Here is a 23,172-nt window from a genome sequence, read left to right as displayed (position 1 = left end):
ATGCCACGGGTTTCTGATTTTTGTGCAGCGTATTTGCGCATGTTCGTGCAATATGGAAGCGTTATTAAGCTGATTGGCGCGGTGGAGTTGCGTGATATGCCCGAACTGGATCAGATCGATACCAAAATCCTGCGCCAGTTGCAGGAAAACGCCGATATCCCCAATGCCGAACTGGCCGACCGGATCGGCTTGTCGCCGTCGGCCTGTTTGCGACGCGTGGCCAAGCTGCGCCAATCAGGTGTGATCCGCAAAACCGTCGCGGTGATTGATCCGGCCCAGGTCGGACGTCCGCTGGGGGCGGTGATCAATCTTGAATTCCATCGCCACGGTAATCAGTTCCGGCAGGATTTTATTCGCAAGGTCCGCAAACTTGATGCTGTACGTCAATGCCATGTCGTCACCGGCGAAGTCACCGGGGTGATGATTTTACAGATGCGCGACATGGCGGAATATACCGCCCTTTGCGAAACGCTGTTTGATGCCGACGACAACATCGTCTGGTACCGCACCTACATCATCACCGAAACGCTGAAGGATGAATTCGGACCGGCGATCTAGCCCCAACGTGAATGTCAGCGGTCGATATGATCAAGATCATGGACGCGCCCACCGGATCGCGATAGTTTTTGGCTTATGAACAAGCTGCTCCATATTTTCATGACACTGTGTTTGCTCGGCGCCTCGGTCGCGGGCATGACACATATATCTGCCTCGGCCTCGGCAATGCCGATGGCAGGGGCCGGCATGTCGCATGGAACCATGGAACAGATGATGGCTGATTGCGATGATTGCGCGACCTCGCCACAGGTGGCTGATGCCTGCGATATCATCTGTGCTGTTCCGGCCGTGATTGCGCGTAAGGAACCGCTGGCAATCCTCCTTTCGGTCAAGCAGCTTCATATCCTGCCCGTGGCCCATCGCGCTGCGGGCATTACGCAACGCCCGGAAATCGCCCCGCCCCGCCTTCTTTCCTGACCCGACCCGGTCTGTATCGGCATTGCCCCACAGACCGGCCAAGTGCGCGCGCTCTGACAACGGTGCTGCGCGCCAACCATTCCGGCATCTGCAATGCCGCGAAACTGTCATCTGTCAGGAAAGTCATCCTCATGAAGAACCTTTCCACTTTGCGCCCGTCACGGCGCCGTTTCTTGCAAACGCTGGGTGCCGGTGGCGTCACCGCCGCGGCCCTGTCCACTACTTTACCCGGGATGATCCCGGGCTTTGGGCGCGGCATGGCCAACGCCGCCGAGACCGTGGGCGTCCAGCAAGTAACCGCCGCCCCCGCCACTGCCCGCATTATCCCCGGGGGTGCCATGCCAACACCGGTATGGGCATTTAACGGCACGGTGCCGGGCTCACTTCTACGCGTCAAACAGGGCGAAGACGTCCATGTCCGCTTTGAAAATCAGCTTGCAGAGCCCAGCAGCATCCACTGGCACGGGGTGCGTGTTCCCAATGCCATGGATGGGGTGCCCGGCCTGACCCAAAAGCCGGTCGCGCCGGGCGACACATTCGATTACCGCTTTAACGCCCGGGATGCCGGAACCTATTGGTATCATCCGCATATCAATTCACCGACCCAGCTTGCCCGTGGCCTTTACGGTGCCTTGATCGTCGAGGAGGCCGAACCGCTCAGCGTCGATCGGGAATTTGTCTGGCTGATCGATGACTGGCGTCTTGGGGAAAATGGTGAAATCGATCCGGTGTTTAATGCCGGGCACGATGTCGGTCATGCCGGGCGTCTGGGCGGGCTTGTCACCATCAATGGTGTGGCAAATCCCGATATTTCGGTCCGCCCCGGCGAACGGATCAGGGTGCGCATGATCAACACCGCCAATGCGCGCGTCTTTGCCATCGATTTTGCGGGTTTGGCACCGCATCTGATTGCCCTTGATGGTCATCCGGTCACCCCGCATGTGCCAGACCTGCCGGTCTTTTTGTTCGCACCGGGCATGCGGGCTGATTTTATTGTTGATGTCCCGCCTGATGCCAGTGGCCAGTTTTCCCTGATCGACCGTTTCTATGACGGGCTTGAAAACCCGTTGGCAAACCTCCGGGTCGCGGGGGATCCGGTGCGTAGCGACGTTGCGCAAACCAGCATGACCTTGCCCGATAACCCGTTACCGGAACCTGATCTGCAAAATGCCCGGCGCGAACAGCTGCTTTATACCGGCGGCATGATGGGCGGTGGTGTGCTGCGCCATCTTGTCGAAACCGGCAAGATTGATGCCGGCTTCCTTGGTGAGGTGCGCGGCATGGCGCAATCGATGATGGGCATGATGACCGGCGGTGGCATCTGGATGGTCAATGGCCGCGATCCCGAACGCGATGAGCTCGGCCCGCTGTTTTCACTCGGCCGCGGGGAAAGCTGTGTCGTGACCGTGACCAACGCGACGGCCTGGTATCATCCGATCCACTTGCATGGTCATGCCTTCCGGGTGCTTTCACGCAACGGGCAACCGACCCGCTATCAGGAATGGCAGGATACCGTCCTTCTTGCCCCGGCAGAACAGGCCGAAATCGCCTTTGTTGCCGACAATCCCGGCGACTGGATGCTTCATTGCCACATTCTCGAACACAAATTCGGCGGCATGTCCGGCTTCATCCGGACCGCCTGACCGCCCCAAAGCTGCAATCGAAAAACGACAGGATCAAAACCATGAAACGTTTCTTTGCATTTATACTTACCCTTGGCCTCACAACGATGAGTTTGTCCGGCCACAGTCACGCCAATCCCCTGCAGGCAAAAGTCTACAAGGATCCCAATTGCGGCTGCTGTGCGATCTATGCCGATTATCTTGTCGCGCGGGACTATGAGGTCGAAGTGATCGAAAGCGATCAGGTTGTTCAGATGTCACGCATGATGGGAATTCCCGAAGAAATGCAGGGCTGCCATCTGACCATGATCGAAGGCTATGCCATTTCCGGTCATGTCCCGTTTGAAACCATCGACCGCATTTTGGCAGAACGCCCGGATGCCAAGGCATATACCCTGCCGGGCATGCCGATGGGCTCGCCCGGTATGGGCGGGGTCAAGAATGCCCCGTTCGAAGTCTATCAGATCAAGGACAACACCGCCGAGATCTACGACGTCCGCTAACCGCCTGTAAGGCCCGGCCCCGACGATGGGGCCGGGCCTTCTAAGGCGAAATTATGCGTGACATTGCCCTTAAAGTTGCGCACAGGGCTTGCGATCTCGCCGCTATAGGCACACACTCTATGTATCGCCTGCTGGGAGTGCCTTGATGCTCCTCGCTTGCAAGTTGTACATATTCGACTGACCCGAAAGTGGTAGGTATCAGCGCTTGGAAATTTGCTGCGGCGCGGTAAGATTGAGGCAGGATCTGAGCAAGGCTCGTAACGACCTTCGCCCGATCTTTGGAAACGTAATCAGGATTAATCGGAGGATCTCATGACCGACGTCGTAATTGTGGGTGCCGCACGGACACCAATCGGCGCATTCAGTGGCACGCTGGCCAATACACCGGCGCACGATCTGGGTGCTATTGCCATCAAGGCTGCACTCGAACGCGCAGGTGTCGAAGGCGATGCTGTTGACGAAGTGATCCTTGGTCAGGTCCTGACAGGTGGTCAGGGTCAGAACCCGGCACGCCAGGCCGCCATCGGTGCGGGCATCTCTGATCGTACAACCGCGTTTCTGATCAACCAGGTTTGCGGTTCGGGCCTGCGCACCGTCGCCCTTGCGGCACAGCAGATCATGACGGGGGACGCCAACATCGTCGTTGCCGGTGGTCAGGAAAACATGTCGCTTTCAACCCATGTCGCGCATCTGCGCGCCGGGCACAAAATGGGCGATGTCAAATTCATCGACAGCATGATCAAGGACGGCCTGTGGTGTGCGTTCAACGGCTATCACATGGGCAACACGGCAGAAAACATTGCCAAGAAATGGGGCATCTCCCGCGAAGAGCAGGATGAATTCGCCGCCGCCTCCCAGAACAAGGCCGAGGCCGCCCAGAAAGCCGGTCGCTTCAATGATGAAATTGCGCCTGTCACCATCGCGCATCGCAAGGGTGAAACCATCTTTGATGCTGACGAATATCCGCGTCACGGTGCCACCGTCGACGGCATGGCCAAACTGCGCCCGGCTTTCGATAAGGAAGGCACGGTGACCGCTGGTAACGCATCGGGCATCAATGATGGGGCGGCCGCCCTTGTTGTTATGTCGGCGGCTGAGGCCTCCAAGCGTGGCCTGACCCCGCTTGCGACGATCAAAAGCTGGGCGACGGCCGGTGTTGATCCGGCGATCATGGGTTCCGGCCCGATCCCGGCGTCGAAGAAGGCGCTTGAAAAGGCCGGCTGGTCGGCAGCCGACCTTGACCTGATCGAAGCCAACGAAGCCTTCGCCGCCCAGGCGATTGCGGTTAACCGCGACATGGGCTGGGATACCGACAAGGTGAACGTCAATGGTGGTGCGATTGCGCTTGGCCATCCGATCGGTGCATCCGGCGCCCGTGTGTTCACCACATTGCTGCACGAAATGCAGAAACGCGATGCCAAAAAAGGTCTGGCGACGCTCTGCATTGGTGGCGGTATGGGGGTTGCGCTTTGCGTTGAACGCTAAGCGACCTTTTGCCGGCAAATAACATATGCGGGGCGTCCTCTTGATGGGGATGCCCCGTTTGCGTTGATGCAGAATTTGCTGCAGTGCGACGAAAGACTAAGCGCTTTTGTAGAATTCGAGGATGGAGAAGTAATAAAGTTACGTATATAACGCAATTTATGGATTAAAGTTACGCAAGTCGTAGAAGGGCAAGCTACGGAAATCGCGATGATGACACGTTTGATGAACGAAGTTTAGGGAGGCGACCATGACAAAAACAGCACTGGTAACCGGTGGAACACGCGGGATCGGCAAGGCAATCAGTCTGTCACTCAAGGACGCGGGCTACACCGTTGTGGCGAACTATGCTGGCAATGACGAGGCCGCCAAGGCCTTCACCGACGAAACCGGCATTGCGACCTATAAATGGAGTGTGGCCGACGCCGATGCGTGTGCCGCTGGCATCGCCAAGGTCGAAGCCGAAGTCGGCCCGATTGATATTCTGATCAACAATGCCGGCATCACCCGCGACGGTTTCATGCACAAGATGGAGACCGAGCAATGGAACGCAGTGATCGACACCAACCTGAGCTCGCTCTTTTACATGACCAAACCGGTCCTTGAAGGCATGCGTGCACGCGGCTTTGGCCGTGTCGTCAATATTTCCTCGATCAACGGGCAGGCCGGTCAGTTGGGCCAGACCAACTATTCCGCTGCCAAGGCAGGCGTGCACGGCTTTACCAAGGCACTGGCCCAGGAAGTCGCGCGTAAAGGCATTACGGTCAACACCATCGCACCGGGCTATATCAATACCGACATGGTGGCAGCCGTTCCGGAAAATGTGCTTGAAGGCATCATTTCCAAAATCCCGGTCGGACGACTGGGCGAGGCCGATGAAATCGCCCAGGCGATCCTCTATCTCTGCGGCCCGAATTCCGGCTTCATCACCGGCTCCTGCCTGTCGATCAATGGCGGTCAGCATATGTTCTGATGCTTTGGCTCATTGGGCGAAGCATCACCGATAAAGCAAAGCGCCCTGCAGGAATGCGGGGCGTTTTTTGTTGGTGTTAACTTAATTAGTACCTTGAACTTATATGGGTAAAACTCCCAACGCCCCTTGAAGCAATCGTTGATCAATCAGGTCGCATGACTATTTTCTCGGATTTGTTTGTCCGATAGTCGATAGAGGTGTTGGAAGGAAAACAAAAACTGGTCTATAAGCGGGATCGGTTATCAAAGATGCATCACCGGAAAGCGCAACGTAGATATGCGAGAAGACAAGATCATCAAACCTGTCATTATGTGTGGCGGATCTGGGACGAGGCTCTGGCCGCTCTCGCGCAAGGCGTCGCCCAAACAATTCATCCCTCTTTACAAGGGAAAGTCCTTATTTGACCTCACGCTTGACAGAGTTGCACCGCTTGGTGAAGTGCTGGCTGTGAGCGGGGACGACTACCGGTTTTTCGTTCAAGAGATTACAGAGAAAGCCGGGCATGACCTTACGCAGATTCTTGAACCTTGTGGTCGCGATACTGCGCCTGCAATGGGCTTGGCTGCGGCTTTTAACGGACGCCCCGATGATTTGCTGCTGTTTTGTCCAGCAGACCACTTCATTCCAGGTGCTGACGAATTTCGTGCAATGGTCTCTGGTGCTACGGACCTTGCAAACCAAGGATGGATTGTCACCTTCGGGGTTAAGCCAAGCGGCCCAAGTACTGCCTACGGTTATATTGAAACTGGCGAGGAAATCCGTGCTGACGCTGCAAAGTCAGTGCGTTTCCATGAAAAGCCGGATGTCAAAACTGCACTGGATTTCCTCTCTTCCGGCAATTTCCTGTGGAACTCTGGCATTTTTCTTATCAAGCGTTCTGTCCTTCTCGATGCCCTGCAGGCATATGAGCCACAGATCTACGAGAAATGCATCGCCTCCATGGCAAGTGCCGAACAGGACGGGACATTTTGGCGACCCGGTTCAGATTTCATCGACGCACCAAAAAAGAGTATCGACTACGCGGTTATGGAGCGCGCGACAAATATCGCTGTCGTTCCATTCAGGGGCGTTTGGAGTGATGTTGGCAGTTGGGATGCGATGTTCGCGCTAAGCGATGTCGACAAAGAAAATTGTGGCAAGCTTGGTGTTATCGAAAACATTCACTCGATTGATTCGAGGAACACCCTTGTACACGCGTCGGACCGTCGTTTTGTCGTTACTATCGGTACGCAAGATCTGGCGATTATTGATACACCGGATGCGCTTATGGTCAGTGCGCTTGATCAAGTAGAAAAAATCAAGACTGTGGTATCTGATCTTGACGCTGCAGGTCGCGCGGAAGTGGTCGAACACCGCCGTGTAGCACGCCCGTGGGGTGCATATGACAGCATAGATCACAGTGATCGCTTCCAGGTAAAACGCATCACCGTCAAGCCTGGCGCAAGACTCTCCCTGCAACGACATAATCATCGCGCTGAGCACTGGATTGTTGTTAAGGGAACAGCACTTGTGACCCGGGATGAGGAAACCTTCCTACTTAAGGAAAACGAATCAACCTATATTCCCTTGGGCGCAGTTCACCGCATGGAAAACCCGGGAAAAATTCCGCTCGAGTTGATTGAAGTACAATCTGGTACTTACCTCGGCGAAGATGATATTGAGCGTTTTGACGACGAGTACGGACGCAAGACACAAGCAAAGAAAGAACTGGGATAAATTCGGATGACTAAACGGGCGCTCATTACCGGGATCACCGGACAGGATGGTAGCTATCTGGCAGAATTTTTGCTGGAAAAGGGATATGAAGTCCACGGGATTAAACGGCGTAGCAGTTCTCTGAATACGGATCGTATTGACCACCTCTATCAGGACCCGCACGAACAGAACCGCAAACTTGTGCTCCATTACGGTGATCTGGCCGATAGCAGCAACCTGACCCGTATCATCAACGACGTGAAGCCCGATGAGGTCTATAACCTCGGTGCGCAGAGCCACGTTGCCGTTAGTTTTGAGGCCGCCGAATACACCGCTGATATTGATGCGCTCGGGACGCTTCGGCTCCTCGAAGCCATTCGCTTTCTTGGTTTAGAAAAGAAGACCCGCTTTTATCAGGCCTCGACCAGTGAGCTTTATGGTTTGGTTCAGGAAATTCCGCAAAAGGAAACCACACCATTCCATCCGCGTAGCCCTTATGCCGTTGCAAAGCTCTATGCCTATTGGATCGCGGTGAACTATCGCGAAGCTTATGGCATGTATGCCTGTAACGGCATTTTGTTTAACCACGAAAGCCCGCGCCGTGGTGAAACATTCGTGACCCGCAAAATTACCCGTGCATTGGCCAACATCTCGCAAGGTCTTGAGCCATGTTTATATCTCGGCAATATGGATGCGCTACGTGATTGGGGGCATGCAAAGGACTATGTCCGTATGCAGTGGATGATGCTTCAGCAGGAAGAAGCCCGCGACTACGTCATCGCGACGGGGCGTCAGGTAACGGTTCGTACTTTCGTTGAGCTTTCTGCCAAGGAACTTGGCATCACCCTCCGTTTCGAAGGCGAGGGCGTTAACGAAAAGGGTATTGTTGCTTCTGTCGACAAGTCGATTTCGCCCGATGTTGCCGTGGGTGATGAAATTGTGCGCGTTGACGAGCGTTATTTCCGACCTGCCGAAGTTGAAACACTTCTCGGCGACCCGTCAAAGGCCAAAAATGAACTTGGTTGGGAACCGGAAATAACCATGGAAGAAATGATTTCTGAAATGGTGACTCATGACCTCAAGAAAGCGCGCCAACATCGTTTGCTTCGGGATAACGGGTTTGAAGTCGCAATTAACGCATCGCAGTAAGCCATGACCAGAAAAGTTTTCGTCGCAGGGCATAGAGGTATGGTTGGTAGTGCAATTGTGCGTCAACTCAGTTCTTGCTCAGACGTCGAACTTATTCTGGCGTCTCGAGATGAACTGGATTTCGAGAATCAAAGTGCGGTAAATACTTTCTTCGCAAGTAAACAGATCGATGAAGTGTATCTTGCCGCAGCCAAGGTTGGTGGCATTCATGCCAACAACACTTATCCGGCAGACTTCATTTATCGTAACCTGTTGATCGAAACAAACATCATTGGTGCGGCCCATAACTCAGGGGTTCAAAAACTTCTCTTCCTTGGATCAAGCTGCATCTATCCGCGTGCAGTAGCACAGCCAATGCGTGAAGACGCGCTTTTGACCGGTGTGCTCGAAAGCACCAATGAACCATACGCGATTGCCAAGATCGCTGGTATCAAGCTATGCGAGTCCTTCAATCGTCAGTACGGTCGGGATTATCGAAGTGTGATGCCAACAAACCTCTATGGTCCGGGCGATAACTACCATCCCGAAAACAGTCACGTTATCCCTGCTCTCTTGCGCCGCTTTCACGAGGCAAAGGTTTCAGGTGCCAGCGAAGTTATGGTGTGGGGAAGTGGTAAGCCTTATCGCGAGTTCCTGTTTGTCGATGATATGGCCGGAGCCAGCATTCACGTCATGAGCCTTGATGATGCGACCTACAAGGAAAATACCAATGAAATGTGCAGCCACATCAATGTTGGATATGGCTCGGATGTGACCATCCGCGAACTGGCGACAGAGATCGCCAAAACCGTCGGCTTCACCGGCGAGATCGCCTTCGATGCTTCCAAGCCGGACGGCACTATGCGCAAATTGATGGATAGCGAACGTCTGTTTGCAACCGGTTGGCGGCCGTCAGTCGACCTGCAAACAGGTCTCGCGATTGCTTATGACGATTTCCTCAATGGCGAGACCCGTGAAGCTTAGCTAAACTGATAATACTAGACACACAAGAAAGCGTCCCTCGACTATCGCGGGACGCTTTCTTGTTTTAGTGATCGGCCAGCGCTAGTTATGCCGCAAGGATCTCTTTCGTCGTGACAATCTTGGCAAAGGCATCGGCCAGCATTGCCAGTTCGTTGTTATGCAGGTCCGCTGCCAGAATGGTTTTACCGGTGATGGCGTCAGGCAGATCGCGGGTTGCCGTGGCATCTGACACGACGGTGACCTGATAGTCCTTTTCGTTGGCGACACGTGCGGTGGTCGATACGCATAGATGTGTCATGAAACCCGTCAGCACGACATGGTCAAATCCACCCTTCTTCAGCAACGCTTCAAGGTCAGTGCCACCAAAAGAGCTCGGTACGGATTTGGTCAGGACCGCTTCACTATCGCGCGGGGCGACTTCGGGCATGATCGCGGCATAGGGGCCGCTTGGATCAAACAGGCCTTCTGCATGGTGCTGGACATGGATCACGGTGCCACCCTGATCGCGCCAATGGGCAAGCAGCGTCTGGATATTGGCAAGGGCCGGCGAAAGCCCTGACAGCTTCAATTTGCCATCGCGGTATTCTTCCTGCGCATCAATCACAATCAATGCGGCGTCCTTGGGTGTTCCGGTCGGCTGAACAGCACCGGCGATATCAAAGATGGTTTGTGCGCTCATATTAGGGTCCTTTGGATTGTCATTTTGATGCCCCATTATTGATCTGCGAATTTGCATTATCCATCGGCGTTATTTCGGCTAATATCTGCAAATATGCAGAAAGCTGGAGCGTCAAATGCCCCTTGATTGGGAAGGATTGCGGACTTTTGCCCTGGTCTGTCAGGCCGGGAATATGAGTGCCGCCGCCCGTGAGCTTGGTATCAACCAAACCACCGTGGCGCGCCGTATTGCCCGTCTTGAAGAATGGGTGGGGTACAGTGTGCTCCATCGCGATGGCCGAGCCGTTGCGCCAACCACGCGCGCGCAATCCTTGCTAAAAACCGCATTACAGATGCAGGAAACGGTGTCTGGCCTTTTGGTCGGGGATCCGCAGACCGATCAGGATACCAATCAAATTAGCGGCATCGTCCGGCTGACCGGGGTGGATGCTATTTTACAAGATTGTGTCGCCCCGCACATGGCGTCCTTGCATCGGCAATATCCGGGCATTGCGCTGGAATTGATCGGGGCCAACCGCAATCTCAGTTTGCCACAACGCGAAACCGATATCGCCATCCGACTTGCCCGTCCCGAAACCGGCGCGTTTCATATCCGCCGCCTTGGCTGTCTCGAATATGGCGTCTTTTGCAATCCCAATGGGCTGCCTCTGGAGGCACTTGATCCCGCCGAACTACCGTGGATTGATCTTGATGAATTCTTTGCTGATAAGCCCGAACAGAAATGGCTGTCGGATCATTTCCCGGATCGCAAGACCATCGGATACGCCAATCGTGGGTCGATCATGGCATCAATGATGGCGGGCCATGCGTGTTGTGCGCTCCTGCCGATGTGCGTGGGCGCGCGGATTGATGGCCTTACCTTGCTTGATGGCTATCATCCGGTTGGTCGCGAAGTCTGGCTTCTGACCCATCAGGACAAACGCCACTTGCCAACGGTCCGTGCGGTTGCGGACTGGCTTGTGGATGTTCTCCTCAATGGGGAGTTTATAAGCCGGCCGTAACCACGATGTCGGCCAGTTTGCTGAGGCGTGCAACGGTTATGGCATTGGGCAGGTCGTTTCTTTCCGCCTTGGCGCGGGCACCATCATCATCAAAGCCAAACGACCGCCACCGATCCATCAAGCGCGCACGCAGTTTTTCCTCGGTCACATCCAGATAGATCGACAGATCAAACAGGCCGTGGAGTTGGTTCCAGGGTGTTTGATCAAGCAAAAGGTAATTGCCCTCGACCAGAATGATTTCGTGGCTTGGTGTAATCACCCGCGCCGAACCCCGCGATATTTCAAGTGTCCGATCAAACAATGGCACGTAAACGTCATCGTTTGGCGTGTCACGCAGGGCCATCAAAGTGCGCTTGAGCCCGCCGACATCAAAGGTTTCCGGCGCACCCTTGCGCTCCAGAAGGCCGCGGTCTTCCAGAATGCCATTGTCAAAATGATACCCGTCCATCGGCACCACAGCAGCCCCGGCTTTATCACCCCCCAGATGGTGATAAAGCCGGTCGGACAAGGTTGACTTGCCCGAGGCTGGTGCACCGACAATGGCCACAAGAATGCGGCCCTTGTCGGCGTGCTTGGCGCGAATGGCGTCTGCCAACGCGTCGAGATCAGGTGTCATGAAATTATGGTTCTCATATCCGGGGTACGATGTTTTATGCGGCGTCTTCTGCCGGTGGCTCCTTGGCCCCCGTCATGAAGGCAACCGCGTCTGACATGCTGTAATCATCGGGTTTGATGGTGCAAAGACGTTTGCCCAAGCGATGCACATGAATGCGATCGGCGACCTCGAACACATGCGGCATGTTATGTGAAATCAGCACAATCGGCATGCCGCGCGCCTTCACATCGGCAATCAGATCGAGCACGCGACGGCTTTCCTTAACGCCCAGGGCGGCGGTCGGTTCATCCATGATCACCACACGCGATCCGAATGCGGCTGCGCGGGCAACCGCAACACCCTGGCGCTGCCCACCCGAAAGGGTTTCAACCGCCTGATTGATGTTCTGAATGGTCATCAGACCAAGATCAGTCAGCTTTTCACGTGCCAGACGCTGCATTTCCTTATGATCCAGCGCCCCGAAATACTTGCCCATAATGCCCTTCTTGCGAAGCTCGCGGCCCATGAACATGTTGTCAGCAATCGAAAGTGCCGGCGAAAGTGCAAGGTTCTGATACACCGTTTCAATCCCGGCTTCGCGGGCTTCCATCGGTGATGTGAACTGGATCGGCTTGCCATCAAGCTCGATACTGCCTTCATCAATCGTCACAGCGCCTGAAAGTGCCTTGATCAGTGATGATTTCCCCGCCCCGTTATCGCCAATCACGGCAAGGACTTCACCGGGATAAAGATCAAAATCGGCATAGTTAAGGGCGGTGACACGACCATATCGTTTGACGATGCCGCGTGCTTTCAGAACAGGTTGCACAGATTGGGAAGTGTTGCTCATGACGACACCTTTCTGATCCACTGGTCAATGGCGACAGCAATAATGGTCAGCCAGCCGATGGCAAAGACCTGCCAAAGAACATCCACCCCCGCAAGGCGAAGGCCGGAATTAAACACGCCGACAATCAACGCCCCGATCAACGGGCCAATGATTGATCCGCGCCCGCCAAACAGGGAGATCCCCCCGATCACAACAGCCGTAATCGATTGCAGATTGGCTTCCTGAAAACTCTGTGGCGAAACCGATCCAACACGTCCTATCGATGCCCATGCGCCAATCGCGCAAACAAGCCCGGCCAGGCAATAAACCGTAATCAGGGTGCGGTTGGTACGAATGCCCGAAAGTTCGGCCGCTTCCTTGTCATCGCCAATGGCATAGACATGCCGTCCCCAACTGGTGTGGTTAAGGATGTACCAAAGCACCCCGAAAATCACCAGCATCAGGATCGACCCATAGGTGATCCGTGCCCCGCCAAGCGCAATGCTTTCGCCAAAGAATTTCAAAAGCGGCGCAATTTCATCAAGTGTCTGGCTTCGGATCGACTGCGCGCCCGAAAGCCAAAGGTTGAGCGCAAAGAATATATTCCAGGTGCCGAGTGTCACGATAAACGGCGGCAATTTGATCCGGGTCACCAGGAACCCGTTCAGCCCCCCGGCACAGATCCCGCCGATACAGCCAATGATAATGGCAATCGGTGCCGGAATACCGATGGTGACGGCAAGCTGGCCCATAATGACCGACATCAGAACCATGATCGCACCGACCGAAAGATCGATACCGGCGGTCAGGATCACAAGGCTTTGCGCCGCGGCCAGAATGCCGATGATCGACACCTGCTGCATGATCAGCGACAGGTTAAAGGGCGAAAAGAATTTACTGCCGGCGACAAAGCCGAAAATGATGATCGAAAATATCAGAACAATCACCGGCACCATGGTCGGGTTGCCATGCAAAAAATGCTGCACGTTGCCGAAAAAACTGCGGTGTTTATGTTCGAATTGCGCGACGTTGCGGTCGCTGGACTCAAGCGCGTGCTCGAATTCCTGTTTCTGGCGCGACGATTTGGGTGTCTCGCTCATCGTTTCCTCCGGACCTGGTTGAAAACAGGATCAGTCATTGCTGCTCTGTTTACAGACACGCTCCCGGCTCTTATGGCCGGTTGGTTCATTTGGGTGCCATACCAAGTGTAAAGCAAATTGGGAGAAGGAGGGCAGGGGATAATACTGCCCTCCTTCGACGCAGGTCAGAATAAGCGCGGGCTTAACCCCAGCAGCGATTCATACCTTCTTCGACGCTGATGGATGGAACGCCATCAACCGGCTCGTCGGTCACAAGGTTCACACCCGTGTCATAGAAGTTAAGACCTTCGGTCGTTTTCGGTTTTTCACCAGTTTCGGCCCATTTCTTGATGGCTTCAATGCCCTTGTAGGCCATATCAAGCGGGTATTGCTGCGACGTTGCGCCAATAACACCGTCTTTGACGTTCAGAACACCCGGGCAACCACCATCGACCGACACGATCAGAACGCCGTCTTCCATGCCAAACGACTTCAATGCCTCATAGGCACCGGCAGCTGCCGGTTCGTTGATCGTGTAAACCACATTGATGTCGGAATCGCGCTGCATCAGGTTTTCCATCGCAGTACGGCCACCTTCTTCGTTACCGTTGGTCACGTCATGGCCAACGATCCGGTCGTCATCCTCGTCCCCGATCTTGTTGGGGTCCTTGATGTCGATCCCGAAGCCTTTCAGGAAGCCCTGATCGCGCAGCACATCAACCGACGGCGCACTCGGCGTCAGGTCAAGCAGGGCGATCTTGGCGTCTGCCGCCTTGTCACCAAGCTTGGCCGCGGCCCACTGACCAATCAGTTCACCGGCCTTAAAGTTATCGGTGGCAAAGGTCGCATCGGCCGCATCAATCGGTTCAAGCGGCGTATCGAGTGCAATCACGATCAGGCCGGCATCGCGGGCCTTTTTGACAACCGGCACAATCGCCTTGGTGTCCGATGCAGTCAGAAGGATGCCCTTGGCACCCGATGCGATACAAGACTCGATGGCCTGAACCTGTGTTTCATGGTCTCCATCAATCTTGCCGGCATAGGTCGACAAATCAATGCCATTGGCAACAGACGCAGCGGTTGCCCCTTCCTTCATTTTCACGAAGAACGGGTTGATGTCGGTTTTGGTGATCAGGCAGGCGCCGATCTCGTCGGCTTTGGCGGCGTTCGGGGCCGCAGTCATACCCAGTGCAAGCGCACCAAGGGCGGCGCCAAGAAGTGCTTTCTTCATTTGTTTCCTCCCAGGACTGAACCTGAATATTTGGCCATTTGGGCCTGATTTTGCTGTTTTCCAACAGATCGTGACGCACATTTTTTGTCGCGGGTCTTCAATCTGTATGGCCTTACGACACACCAAACCAGCGATCCTGTCAATTAATAAATCCGATTGATTTATTAATTATTCCTGTCACCATGACCCCTAATCGGGCATTAAGGATCCCGAGTGGGAGGAACCAATGACTGACAGCATCTCTGCGAACCCGGACAAATTCGGGGCGGATGATCGCAACGCGCGTCCCTTGCATCCGGGCGGCGGCGCAAACCAGTTGCGTGTGCGCGCTTACAACGAACGGCTTGTTTTGTCGCTCGTGCGCCGTAATGCCGGCCTTTCAAAGGCCGAAATTGCAAGGCTTTCCGGTCTTTCGGCCCAAACCGTTTCCGTCATCATGCGCGCGCTTGAAAAGGATGGGCTTTTGATGCGCGGCACACCGGTGCGCGGCAATGTCGGAAAGCCAAAGGTGCCGATGGCGCTTAATCCCGACGGGGTTTATTCCTTTGGGCTCAAGATCGGGCGGCGCAGCACGGAACTGATCCTGATGGATTTCGTCGGATCGGTGCGGGCAACCAAACGCGAAGCGTATAAATATCCCACCCCCGATGGTATTCGCCGGTTCGTTCGCGGCGCGATTGATGACATCCTGACCGGTCTTGATCGCAACCAGATTGATCGCATTGCCGGGGTCGGCATCGCTGCCCCGTTTGAATTGTGGAACTGGGTCGATGAGGTCGGCGCACCGGTCGAAGACATGAATGCCTGGCGCGAGGTCGATCTGGTCGACGCCATTGCCGCCATCGTGCCGTTCCCGGTTTTTCAGCAAAATGACGCGACTGCCGCCTGCGGGGCGGAGCTCGTCTTTGGCCTTGGCCCGAACTATTCCGATTTCGCCTACTTCTTTATCGGGTCGTTTATTGGCGGCGGGGTGGTGCTTAATCAGGCGCTTTATGCCGGGCGGACAGGCAATGCCGGCGCCTTTGGCTCCATGCCGGTCTCCTCACGCAGCGGCCATCCCAGCCAGTTGATCGATCAGGCCTCGATCTTTGTGCTTGAACAGATGCTGACCCGCGAAGGCGGTGATCCGGCGATGCTGTGGCGCGATCCCGATTACTGGCATGGCCTTGGCAAGACGCTTGATATCTGGATCGAACACACCGCGCGCAGTCTGGCAATTGCCATCACCTCGGTCTGCTCGGTGATTGATTTTGAAGCTGTGATTGTCGATGGCGGATTCCCGGCCGATGTCTGTGACCGGGTGGTTGCCGCAACCCGCGCCGCGATTTCCGAGCTCGATCTGCAAGGCATCGAACGCCCCCGCATCGAACAGGGGCGGGTGGGCAGTGCCGCACGCGCCATCGGTGCAGCAAGTCTGCCCTTGTTCTCACGCTATCTGCTTGATCAGAGCGTTTTGTTCAAACAGATGGCCTGATCCAACATCAGCTTAGAAATTGTCTTTGCGTTTGCGAATCTCGGTAAAGATCGCAACCGGGCTTTCACCGCTCATGCCTAGTGCCGCGGCAACCGACGGCTCATCAGCGCGCAGGAACGGGTTGGTGGCAAGCTCCACGTCCAGTCGGGATGGAATGGTCGGCAGGTTGCGCGCACGCAGCCCGTCAATATCCTGACAGCGTGCGGTCAGGATCGGATTGTTGGGCTCAATCGTTTTGGCGAATTTCGCATTGGACTGGGTATATTCATGGCCGCAATAGACCTGCGTGCTGGCCGGCAGATTGCGAAACTTCTGCAAGGAATGCCACATCTGTTCGGGTGTGCCTTCAAACAAACGCCCGCAGCCCAGCGCAAACAGGCTGTCGCCGGAAAACAGCGCGGTGATCGCCGGGAAATAAAACGCGATATGCCCGCTGGTGTGGCCCGGCACATCAAATACCCGTCCTTCCAGATCCCCGATCAGGACCTGATCGCCCTCGGCACAGGTTTCATCCATGTTGGGGATGCGCGCCTTTTCCGCCGTCGGGCCCAGCAATTTGGCACCGTATTTCTCGATCAATTCGGCATTGCCGCCGATATGGTCATGGTGGTGATGGGTATTGATCACCAGATCAAGGTTCCAGTCACGCTCCTCAAGGGCGGCAATCACCGGGCCTGCTTCGCCCGGATCGATGATGGCGGTGACTTCGCTGCGGTGGCAGCGCACAAGATAGGTGTAATTGTCTGAAAGACACGGAATGACGATGACTTCTCCCGCAGCCATGGCGTACCTCAAAAATATGAACTCCGATTTGAACCAAGACTAGCAGCAACCACTGTCTTGAAACAATCATCGAACGATCAGAAACGCGCAATTGCTTAGTGTTGTGGGGACAAGGCATGAACTCGCATTGCGAGGGTGATACTCAATGCGCCAAAGAAGCAGACATCAGAAAGGCAATGGCGAAGTTGGTCGAAGTGACATCAAGTTAACCTGATCGGCGAGCATATTGCACACGGCACGCACAGAGGGTAGTTGGCCCCGACGATGAGGGATCAGTAAGGTTGTAAGTACTTTTCCTGCGTTCCACTCGGGGAGTATTCGTATCAATTCGCCTCGATCCAGCTCTTTTTGGCAGATTTTTTGCGGCAAACAGGTGATGCCCAATCCGGCACTGGCGGTTCGCAACAGCACAGTTGATTCATCAGCAACAAAGTTTCTTATTGGTTGGACTTCGACGACGTCCCCTTTTTCGTTTGTCAGCATCCATTTTTCGGCCGCACGAGATATCAGCAAACCCTTATGATCAGAGATGTCTTCTGGATTTGCAGGAACACCATACTCTTCCAGGTAGCTTGGTGACGCGACCAGATAAACGGGGTCGGACCCAATCGTTCTCTGTACCAAATCAGAGTCTGGTAGCGGCCGGAAGTGATCACGCACCGCGATATCAAATCCTTCCTGTACGATATCGACGAGCCGGTCAGTGGTGTGTAATTCCAGCTGAACCTTCGGATAAGTTTGAGCCACCGTCGGAAGAAGGTTTGCCAGCGAAATTTGTGCTGTCGGCACTGAACACGTAATGCGTACCAAGCCGCTGGGTTCGGCAAGGCGACCCTTGACCAAATTCTCGGCTGTTTCAGCTTCAATAAGCATAGCGGCGGCATGTCGGTAAAAATCTCGCCCGATTTCGGTAGGCACAAAGGTTCTCGAAGTACGGTGAATTAAACGGACACCCAAGGTCCTTTCAAGTTCCGCCACCCGCTTGCTGAGCGTCGACTTGGGTAGGTCAATCTGACGCGCGGCAGCGGCAAATCCTCCATGGTTCACAACATGTACAAAAACATACAGATCATTGAGGTTCAGCATTTCAATTTTATAGTCTCCATTTGTGGACGATACGTCTACATATCTCAGTCTACCAATCTATCGTCCATAAAATATACTTCATTTCTCGCAGTCGACGCGAATTTTGATAAACACAACCGAGGAATGGATTATGGAACTCGTGCTTTTTTACGGCGTGCCAGCGGGGTGCTCATTTGGATCAATCGTGGCGTTAGAGTGGTTGGGGAAACCCTATCGCCTTTCTCGCGTGGAAATGATGGAGCATCCGTGGAACCCGCTCTATGCCAAAATAAACCCACAATTTCAGACGCCTGCGCTGTTGCTCGAATCAGGAGACACTCTGACAGAGAGTATGGCTATTCTGAAACATCTCGCGGCCCGTAACGCGTCAGCTAACTTGGGGGCAGCGGGCGGCAGTATGCAGGATGATCGCCTCAACGAAATGTTGGCCTATTTGAATACCGACTTTTTCTCGGCATTCAACCCGTTGTGGGTGGCCTACGAAATGGAAGATCTGGATGATGCACAAAAAGCATTGTTGAGAACCATCGGGCAAAAAGCTGTCGTCAAGGGCTGTACCTATTTGAATGAACTGCTTGCCGACCGGGAATGGTTGTTGGGTGGGGGACAACGCAGTATCGCGGATGCCTATCTCTCTGGTATTGGGCGTTGGATGCAATACCATCAATTGTTTGATCTGGAGCAGGAGTATCCGCATCTTGCCCGTTATCTACAAAAACTGGCCAATGATCCGGCGGCTATTTTCGCAACGGCCATAGAGAAAGGCGAAGAACCGGTGGGCAGTGGCGCCTTCAAGGGGCATATAACTCTGGACGCACTTCGTTCCCGTTTGGACCCTGGCGATGACAACAAAAAAGTCAATTGATGTAGGACCAATTTCATTTACTTTCGACATCACGCAACGCGCAAACTTTCTGACCTTCTCTGAAGGCCTGCGTTTCAAAGCTGTTTCCGCCGGGGGCGATAGGGTGCTAAAGTCCAGCCATGCGTCAGGATGTCGTTGATCTTCACCGTTTTTATGCCAGCAGTATCGGACAAGCCGCACGGCGTCTGATCCGCAGGCGTTTGCGCGTCATGTGGTCGGATGTCCGCGGCATGCGGGTGCTGGGCTTTGGCTATGCAACGCCATACTTGCGCCCGTTTATTGGCGAGGCGGAGCGTGTCATGGCCTTCATGCCAGCCCAGCAGGGCTGCGTTCATTGGCCAGCAGGCGAAGACAACCGTGTGGCGCTAACCGAAGAAACCATGTTGCCGCTACCTGACAGTTCGGTGGATCGCATTTTGGTCGTGCATCTGGTTGAACATACGGACTCGATGCGTCGCCTGATGCGCGAATGCTGGCGCGTGCTCACCCCCAATGGCCGGATTGTCGTGGTGACACCGAACCGAAGCTCGCTCTGGTCATGGTCGGAAAAAACGCCCTTTGGCTATGGCCATCCCCATAGCGTCTCACAGCTGCAAAACCTGCTGCGCGAAAACATGTTCCTGCCGATCCAGCACAGCCGCGCACTTTTCATGCCGCCGACCAATATCCGGCTTTTGCTGCGCTGGTCGCAAATGTTTGAAAATATCGGCTCGCGCCTGTTCAAGGCCTTTGCCGGTGTCTCGATTGTCGAAGCCGGTAAGCAGCTTTACGCCAGCTCCGGCACGCCACAACGCAAACGCCGTCTGGTCCATATCCCGGTGACGGTCCCGCCACTGCGTCCGGCCGATGGCAATCAACAGCACCGTGTGTCGCACGACCAGACCGATGAGCGTCAAAACAACCCATCGGACGAAGACAAACCTGCTCAGGCCTCAACTTCAGACCAGTAAGTCTTCAAAATCACAGCATGTTTTGTTACATGATGATAATTGACAGGCACGCCATGGTTGTCTGCATAATAACATCATGTCATTGAAATCTGTTTTGCGAAACACAGTCAGGTTTACCGGACGCGCGCTGTTTGGCGGCGCGCTGTTTCTGCCATTGCACGCCGTCGCAGAGCCGGTGCAAAACAGCAATATGCCCCGCACCATCACGCTTTACGCCGAAGACAGCAACGCACCCTATGCGTTTCTCGATGGGGCCACGCCCGAAGGCATTTATGTCCGCATCCTGCAGGCTGCGTTTGATCGCCTGCCGGGTTATCAGCTTGATATTGTCAATGTGCCGTTTCGCCGCGGGATGGAGCTGCTCAAGGATGGCAAGATCATGGGGTTCTTTCCGCCTTACGCGCGCGGGGATCGCGACTGGATCGATCGCTATTCCATCCCGATATTGCGCGAAACCGTCGTGGCAATCTGCAGCAAGGATTACGTGCAAAGCAATGATCTGAAGCGCTTCCCGGATGATTTCAAAGGCGCGCGTTTTGCCAATAATGCCGGATATCGTCTGGCCGGACCGGCATTCTTTGACATGGTCGAGGCGGGCGAGATTAGCCTTGAAGAAGCCAACACCACCGCCAGCAACCTGCGTTTCCTGATGGCCGGTCGTGTCGATTGTTATGTCAATGAACGCATGGCCATTCTGGCCGGGATGCGCGAACTTGCCGTCGACAAGGCAATCGCCCGCCTGTTTGACGAAGCCGCGATCATCGGGCACGAATTTGGCTATGTTGCCTATGGCCCGGACCCGGAGGGCAAGTGGCCCTATCGCGACCAGTTTGCCGGCGCCCTTGATCGAGTGCTCAGTGACATGCTCGCAAGCGGCGAGATCGAGCGGCTGGTCGTGTCCTATTTCGCATATTAAGTGCAACTTGCTTGAGCCGCATCGCGCACGGTGATCGCTGTAAGGCTTTCACCTTTTCCACAGTAAACTTGTCAAGCTGTTGGTGTGCTTAGAATACTCAATCTTGATACTGAATTATGGCTGAGCGATCCATTTCGCTTGAGGGTACGAGCTTGTAATGGCGTTCTTGAGCGATCCGAATTTCGTCATTTTGTACTTTTAGTTCAAAAAGAGCAATTACGCCTCCAGCCATAAATTGGGCCGAAACTGCACGACATCTCATTCCGGGGAATTTCTGAGTTGCGAAAATGATGTCTTGTTGCGTCTGGACGATGCCGATTTGATCTTTTCCCGCCTTCGCCTGAACAGGGATCACGTAGTGACAACCTGTTTTGTCCATCCCAATATACAACTCGTCAATTTCGATCTGCCCAATGTCTTTTACGGTTGTTCGTAAATGGTTTTGCAGGCTGTAAGTGGTAAGGCCCAAGAAGATATCAATAAGCCTGTTGTATCTTACGATAGCCAACAATGCCTGTTCATCATCCAGAGCATAAGAGCGAATGATTTCAGGGGTTGCATCGGGGATCCCGATTTGGACAAGATCGTCACGAGGGATAACGCGCGTCGCCTTTACTAGTTTGAAGCGATATTTAGCTCGTCCTGCACCGATGATAACCCATTCCAAGCCTTTGGGTTGTGTTGCAAGGATGTTCTCCGGCAATGCCTTTCGATACCGAAAGGAGTATGGCACATCACCGATATTTTTTACGGACTTAAAGCCTAAAGCAGGGGCTGCTGTTTCAAGCTCTTCTCGGTTAAACTCGAATTCGTCAACTTTGTCGGTCCAGTGATCAAAAAATATTTTCTCGATAAGCGCTTCGTATCTGTTGGTGCTTTTGTAATTAACCATTCACAGCCAACCCTAAAATACGTTCTTCTTCAATATCTATCTGTTTGCGTTTTTTCGCACCACTTTTACGATCTCTGCGGTTATTGGGGGCTTCTACACCGAATAACTCAGCTGCTTTCGACATTTCTAACTTCAGCAAGCTTTCATCGCCCAATTTAAGTGTCTTCTCAGGCCTAGACGGAGTGATATTCAAAGCTCTCAACACAGAGCTTGCTATTGCACGGGCCATGGGCGGTGGAACAGAATTACCAATCTGGCGGGCGCCGTGCCATTTTGTAGCATGCAACCTGAACCAATCAGGAAAACCATGTAGCCTTGCCATTTCTCTTACAGTTATGCATCTCGGATACTTATAGTGAATTGGTCGTGGGCTCGTGAAAGCCCCTCGAGATCCATCCGTACCGGCGCGCAACGTGTTCGATACCCCTTGCGGGGCAAGTCGGAAAAAGCGACTGATTGGTTCAACGCTCCCTGGAGCTGTCTCTGAGAACCGTCTTTTTGAAATATCAGTATGGGAAGTACGTGCACTGGATGTCAGTATTCGAGGATTCCAGTTACGAGCATAGCCGAAATGCCAAGCGTCGTTTGTAAGGCAGCGTAATTCTGATGCATATACGGATGGTTCGTCAAGGAGTGCACCAATCACCGCGTCGTTGTCGATCAGGGTTGGGAACAGGTCTGCGTTTGGAAGGTCGCCAAGAGCTTCAGCGCAAGTTGGTCCATCAGGCAAATAGGGGATTTTTTGTTTTGCTGATGGATTATTTGAAATCTCAGACGGATATTCGGGCAAGGGAACATTCTTTTTTGCTCCCAACAAGATCAGGCGTTCCCTGCTTTGAGGGACTCCATAATTAGCAGCATTTAAAACTTTCCACTTTAGGCGGACTTCATAACCGACTGTTTTAAATTCTTCCACCAGCTCGGAAAGAAACTTTTTATGTTTGCCGACAGTAAGGCCTTTTACGTTCTCGAAAACGAAGGTCTTTGCATCCAGTTCAGAAACGATCCGAACAAATTCTTTGACCAAACTATTTCTTGGATCATCAATTGTGCGCTGCCCAATCATAGAGAAGCCCTGACATGGGGGGCCTCCAAAAACACAATCGATTTCACGATTTCCTATTCCCGCAACTTCACGAATTTCTGTTCCAGTAAGTCCGGTAACTGACTTTGGGATTATTGCCGTTTGCGGGAAGTTAAATTTGTGAATTGCGCAATGAACAGGATCAATCTCAACTGCAGCGGCAATGTCAAATCCGGCCTGCTCAAACCCTAGGCTCAGTCCACCTGCACCCGCGAATAAATCTATCCCAATCGGTCGCACTGCTGTTTTCCTTCGTGTTTCGCCAATGGATTTGTTCATACGTCATATGGCCCGAATGTTCCATAGTGCCGTTTTACGTTACTATACAGCAATATGAACAAATCATG

23 protein-coding genes are annotated in these 23,172 nt (G+C 53.9%); 14 read left to right on the top strand and 9 right to left on the bottom strand.

The genetic code is table 11. The annotated features are described in order from the left end of the window. Positions 1-96 precede the first annotated feature (96 nt). The 9 genes from FHI25_RS02405 to FHI25_RS02365 all read left to right on the top strand — a co-directional run bounded on the left by FHI25_RS02405 (position 97) and on the right by FHI25_RS02365 (position 9,362). Positions 97-558 (top strand): Lrp/AsnC family transcriptional regulator, encoded by a 462-nt coding sequence (locus tag FHI25_RS02405; RefSeq protein WP_064780005.1) that lies wholly within the window; start codon positions 97-99, stop codon positions 556-558. 135 nt (positions 559-693) lie between these two features. After that, entirely contained in the window at positions 694-975 is a 282-nt protein-coding gene (locus FHI25_RS02400; protein WP_210514754.1) for a hypothetical protein, read from the top strand. A 131-nt stretch (positions 976-1,106) separates the two neighbouring features. After that, a complete protein-coding gene (locus tag FHI25_RS02395) occupies positions 1,107-2,618 on the top strand; it encodes a multicopper oxidase family protein (RefSeq protein ID WP_210514751.1) in 1,512 nt (503 codons plus the stop codon). A gap of 41 nt (positions 2,619-2,659) precedes the next feature. Beyond that, positions 2,660-3,100 (top strand): DUF411 domain-containing protein, encoded by a 441-nt coding sequence (locus FHI25_RS02390; RefSeq protein ID WP_210514747.1) that lies wholly within the window; start codon positions 2,660-2,662, stop codon positions 3,098-3,100. Between the two features lie 312 nt (positions 3,101-3,412). Further along, complete coding sequence (locus FHI25_RS02385) at positions 3,413-4,585, top strand: acetyl-CoA C-acetyltransferase (protein WP_120224322.1); 1,173 nt, start codon at positions 3,413-3,415, stop codon at positions 4,583-4,585. Positions 4,586-4,832: 247 nt separating this feature from the next. Next, positions 4,833-5,555 carry an acetoacetyl-CoA reductase gene (gene phbB, locus FHI25_RS02380; protein ID WP_210514744.1) on the top strand — a complete coding sequence of 241 codons (723 nt, stop codon included), beginning with the start codon at positions 4,833-4,835 and terminating at the stop codon, positions 5,553-5,555. Positions 5,556-5,831: 276 nt separating this feature from the next. Then, positions 5,832-7,271, top strand: coding sequence for a mannose-1-phosphate guanylyltransferase/mannose-6-phosphate isomerase (locus FHI25_RS02375; RefSeq protein WP_246878862.1), 1,440 nt, complete (start codon positions 5,832-5,834; stop codon positions 7,269-7,271). A 6-nt stretch (positions 7,272-7,277) separates the two neighbouring features. Further along, the gene (gene gmd / locus FHI25_RS02370; RefSeq protein ID WP_210514741.1) at positions 7,278-8,399 is read left to right on the top strand and encodes a GDP-mannose 4,6-dehydratase; all 1,122 of its coding nucleotides are present in this window, start codon (positions 7,278-7,280) and stop codon (positions 8,397-8,399) included. Between the two features lie 3 nt (positions 8,400-8,402). Further along, positions 8,403-9,362, top strand: coding sequence for a GDP-L-fucose synthase (locus FHI25_RS02365; RefSeq protein ID WP_210514738.1), 960 nt, complete (start codon positions 8,403-8,405; stop codon positions 9,360-9,362). Between the two features lie 85 nt (positions 9,363-9,447). Here the strand turns inward: FHI25_RS02365 and FHI25_RS02360 are convergent, their stop codons facing one another. After that, positions 9,448-10,041, bottom strand: a complete 594-nt coding sequence (locus FHI25_RS02360; protein WP_210514735.1) for a cysteine hydrolase family protein — start codon at positions 10,039-10,041, stop codon at positions 9,448-9,450. Positions 10,042-10,156: 115 nt separating this feature from the next. On the opposite strand from FHI25_RS02360, the gene FHI25_RS02355 reads away from it, so the two are divergent. Continuing rightward, positions 10,157-11,041, top strand: a complete 885-nt coding sequence (locus FHI25_RS02355; protein ID WP_210514730.1) for a LysR family transcriptional regulator — start codon at positions 10,157-10,159, stop codon at positions 11,039-11,041. On the opposite strand, the gene FHI25_RS02350 is transcribed toward FHI25_RS02355, so the two are convergent. From FHI25_RS02350 to FHI25_RS02335, 4 genes are all read right to left on the bottom strand, one after another. After that, on the bottom strand, positions 11,025-11,657 hold the full coding sequence (locus tag FHI25_RS02350) for a nucleoside triphosphate hydrolase (RefSeq protein ID WP_210514726.1): 633 nt from the start codon (positions 11,655-11,657) through the stop codon (positions 11,025-11,027). The two genes, FHI25_RS02355 and FHI25_RS02350, sit on opposite strands and share 17 nt — an antisense overlap. Positions 11,658-11,691: 34 nt before the next feature. After that, positions 11,692-12,486, bottom strand: a complete 795-nt coding sequence (locus tag FHI25_RS02345) for an ATP-binding cassette domain-containing protein (RefSeq protein WP_064787394.1) — start codon at positions 12,484-12,486, stop codon at positions 11,692-11,694. Further along, positions 12,483-13,565, bottom strand: a complete 1,083-nt coding sequence (locus FHI25_RS02340; RefSeq protein WP_210514720.1) for an ABC transporter permease — start codon at positions 13,563-13,565, stop codon at positions 12,483-12,485. The genes FHI25_RS02345 and FHI25_RS02340 overlap by 4 nt, the downstream gene beginning before the upstream one ends. A gap of 181 nt (positions 13,566-13,746) precedes the next feature. After that, positions 13,747-14,775: a sugar ABC transporter substrate-binding protein gene (locus FHI25_RS02335; protein ID WP_210514716.1), complete on the bottom strand. Its 1,029-nt coding sequence runs from the start codon at positions 14,773-14,775 to the stop codon at positions 13,747-13,749. A 226-nt stretch (positions 14,776-15,001) separates the two neighbouring features. Between FHI25_RS02335 and FHI25_RS02330 the strand changes: the two genes are divergently transcribed. After that, positions 15,002-16,249 (top strand): ROK family transcriptional regulator, encoded by a 1,248-nt coding sequence (locus FHI25_RS02330; RefSeq protein ID WP_210514710.1) that lies wholly within the window; start codon positions 15,002-15,004, stop codon positions 16,247-16,249. Positions 16,250-16,261: 12 nt separating this feature from the next. Here the strand turns inward: FHI25_RS02330 and gloB are convergent, their stop codons facing one another. Continuing rightward, positions 16,262-17,032: a hydroxyacylglutathione hydrolase gene (gene gloB / locus FHI25_RS02325; RefSeq protein ID WP_210514703.1), complete on the bottom strand. Its 771-nt coding sequence runs from the start codon at positions 17,030-17,032 to the stop codon at positions 16,262-16,264. A 165-nt stretch (positions 17,033-17,197) separates the two neighbouring features. Beyond that, positions 17,198-18,118 (bottom strand): LysR substrate-binding domain-containing protein, encoded by a 921-nt coding sequence (locus tag FHI25_RS02320; RefSeq protein WP_210514697.1) that lies wholly within the window; start codon positions 18,116-18,118, stop codon positions 17,198-17,200. Positions 18,119-18,248: 130 nt separating this feature from the next. On the opposite strand from FHI25_RS02320, the gene FHI25_RS02315 reads away from it, so the two are divergent. The 3 genes from FHI25_RS02315 (at position 18,249) to FHI25_RS02305 (ending at position 20,849) form a co-directional block, all read left to right on the top strand. Then, positions 18,249-18,983: a glutathione S-transferase C-terminal domain-containing protein gene (locus FHI25_RS02315; protein ID WP_210514694.1), complete on the top strand. Its 735-nt coding sequence runs from the start codon at positions 18,249-18,251 to the stop codon at positions 18,981-18,983. A gap of 119 nt (positions 18,984-19,102) precedes the next feature. Then, positions 19,103-19,933, top strand: a complete 831-nt coding sequence (locus FHI25_RS02310; protein WP_210514692.1) for a class I SAM-dependent methyltransferase — start codon at positions 19,103-19,105, stop codon at positions 19,931-19,933. Positions 19,934-20,009: 76 nt separating this feature from the next. Then, positions 20,010-20,849 carry a transporter substrate-binding domain-containing protein gene (locus FHI25_RS02305; RefSeq protein WP_210514689.1) on the top strand — a complete coding sequence of 280 codons (840 nt, stop codon included), beginning with the start codon at positions 20,010-20,012 and terminating at the stop codon, positions 20,847-20,849. A 97-nt stretch (positions 20,850-20,946) separates the two neighbouring features. Here FHI25_RS02305 and FHI25_RS02300 read toward each other — a convergent pair whose 3' ends face one another. Beyond that, positions 20,947-21,741, bottom strand: coding sequence for a hypothetical protein (locus tag FHI25_RS02300; protein ID WP_210514687.1), 795 nt, complete (start codon positions 21,739-21,741; stop codon positions 20,947-20,949). Next, positions 21,734-23,104 (bottom strand): DNA cytosine methyltransferase, encoded by a 1,371-nt coding sequence (locus tag FHI25_RS02295; RefSeq protein ID WP_210514684.1) that lies wholly within the window; start codon positions 23,102-23,104, stop codon positions 21,734-21,736. The genes FHI25_RS02300 and FHI25_RS02295 overlap by 8 nt, the downstream gene beginning before the upstream one ends. Positions 23,105-23,172 lie beyond the last annotated feature (68 nt).

Source organism: Thalassospira sp. ER-Se-21-Dark (assembly GCF_017922435.1).
In the GTDB taxonomy this organism is placed as follows: domain Bacteria; phylum Pseudomonadota; class Alphaproteobacteria; order Rhodospirillales; family Thalassospiraceae; genus Thalassospira.
Note: the sequence above shows the minus strand (reverse complement) of the source record. Positions and strands in the feature narration are given on the sequence as shown.

Bases quoted from the DNA above. Each gene is read 5' to 3' on its own strand.
- FHI25_RS02405 (WP_064780005.1), top strand. From the start codon at position 97: ATGCCCGAACTGGATCAGATCGATACCAAAATCCTGCGCCAGTTGCAG.
- FHI25_RS02400 (WP_210514754.1), top strand. From the start codon at position 694: ATGACACATATATCTGCCTCGGCCTCGGCAATGCCGATGGCAGGGGCC.
- FHI25_RS02395 (WP_210514751.1), top strand. From the start codon at position 1,107: ATGAAGAACCTTTCCACTTTGCGCCCGTCACGGCGCCGTTTCTTGCAA.
- FHI25_RS02390 (WP_210514747.1), top strand. From the start codon at position 2,660: ATGAAACGTTTCTTTGCATTTATACTTACCCTTGGCCTCACAACGATG.
- FHI25_RS02385 (WP_120224322.1), top strand. From the start codon at position 3,413: ATGACCGACGTCGTAATTGTGGGTGCCGCACGGACACCAATCGGCGCA.
- phbB (WP_210514744.1), top strand. From the start codon at position 4,833: ATGACAAAAACAGCACTGGTAACCGGTGGAACACGCGGGATCGGCAAG.
- FHI25_RS02375 (WP_246878862.1), top strand. From the start codon at position 5,832: ATGCGAGAAGACAAGATCATCAAACCTGTCATTATGTGTGGCGGATCT.
- gmd (WP_210514741.1), top strand. From the start codon at position 7,278: ATGACTAAACGGGCGCTCATTACCGGGATCACCGGACAGGATGGTAGC.
- FHI25_RS02365 (WP_210514738.1), top strand. From the start codon at position 8,403: ATGACCAGAAAAGTTTTCGTCGCAGGGCATAGAGGTATGGTTGGTAGT.
- FHI25_RS02360 (WP_210514735.1), bottom strand. From the start codon at position 10,041: ATGAGCGCACAAACCATCTTTGATATCGCCGGTGCTGTTCAGCCGACC.
- FHI25_RS02355 (WP_210514730.1), top strand. From the start codon at position 10,157: ATGCCCCTTGATTGGGAAGGATTGCGGACTTTTGCCCTGGTCTGTCAG.
- FHI25_RS02350 (WP_210514726.1), bottom strand. From the start codon at position 11,657: ATGACACCTGATCTCGACGCGTTGGCAGACGCCATTCGCGCCAAGCAC.
- FHI25_RS02345 (WP_064787394.1), bottom strand. From the start codon at position 12,486: ATGAGCAACACTTCCCAATCTGTGCAACCTGTTCTGAAAGCACGCGGC.
- FHI25_RS02340 (WP_210514720.1), bottom strand. From the start codon at position 13,565: ATGAGCGAGACACCCAAATCGTCGCGCCAGAAACAGGAATTCGAGCAC.
- FHI25_RS02335 (WP_210514716.1), bottom strand. From the start codon at position 14,775: ATGAAGAAAGCACTTCTTGGCGCCGCCCTTGGTGCGCTTGCACTGGGT.
- FHI25_RS02330 (WP_210514710.1), top strand. From the start codon at position 15,002: ATGACTGACAGCATCTCTGCGAACCCGGACAAATTCGGGGCGGATGAT.
- gloB (WP_210514703.1), bottom strand. From the start codon at position 17,032: ATGGCTGCGGGAGAAGTCATCGTCATTCCGTGTCTTTCAGACAATTAC.
- FHI25_RS02320 (WP_210514697.1), bottom strand. From the start codon at position 18,118: ATGCTGAACCTCAATGATCTGTATGTTTTTGTACATGTTGTGAACCAT.
- FHI25_RS02315 (WP_210514694.1), top strand. From the start codon at position 18,249: ATGGAACTCGTGCTTTTTTACGGCGTGCCAGCGGGGTGCTCATTTGGA.
- FHI25_RS02310 (WP_210514692.1), top strand. From the start codon at position 19,103: ATGCGTCAGGATGTCGTTGATCTTCACCGTTTTTATGCCAGCAGTATC.
- FHI25_RS02305 (WP_210514689.1), top strand. From the start codon at position 20,010: ATGTCATTGAAATCTGTTTTGCGAAACACAGTCAGGTTTACCGGACGC.
- FHI25_RS02300 (WP_210514687.1), bottom strand. From the start codon at position 21,741: ATGGTTAATTACAAAAGCACCAACAGATACGAAGCGCTTATCGAGAAA.
- FHI25_RS02295 (WP_210514684.1), bottom strand. From the start codon at position 23,104: ATGAACAAATCCATTGGCGAAACACGAAGGAAAACAGCAGTGCGACCG.